The following is a 436-nucleotide window of genomic DNA, read 5'->3' as shown; positions in this document are numbered from 1 at the left end:
AGGTTTAGTCCACAATCACATCGATAAGTGCGCTCTGATAATTTGATTTCTTTTACAGAACCACAGTTAGAGCAAGTTTTTGTAGAGGGAAACCATTTATCTATTTTGATAAGTTGTTTCCCTTGTTCATTTAGTTTGTACTGCAAGAAAGAAGTGAACATTCCCCAACCATTATCAGCTACGCTTTTCCCAAATTGAAGTGCTTGTGACATGCCTTTCATATCCAAATCTTCCATCACAACCGCATCATAATTCGTTACTAATTCTTTTGATTGATGGTGAAGGAAATTCTTGCGTTGATTGGCGACTTTCTCTTGAATTTTAGCTACTCGAATACGTTGTTTATGCCAATTGGAAGAACCTTTCTTCTTACGAGACAATTTACGCTGTTCTTTTGCTAATTTCTCAAGCATTTGTCGATAAAACTTAGGGTAAT

At 36.0% G+C, this 436-nt stretch carries 1 protein-coding gene; it reads right to left on the bottom strand.

Going from position 1 to position 436, the window contains the following annotated elements; all coding sequences use genetic code 11:
* A partial coding sequence (locus GHT08_RS21980; RefSeq protein WP_163583504.1) for an RNA-guided endonuclease InsQ/TnpB family protein occupies positions 1 to 436 on the bottom strand: 436 nt, incomplete at both ends.

This window comes from Gracilibacillus saliphilus (assembly GCF_010994085.1).
Classification (GTDB): domain Bacteria; phylum Bacillota; class Bacilli; order Bacillales; family Amphibacillaceae; genus Gracilibacillus; species Gracilibacillus lacisalsi.
This window is presented reverse-complemented; position numbering and strand designations above follow the sequence as displayed.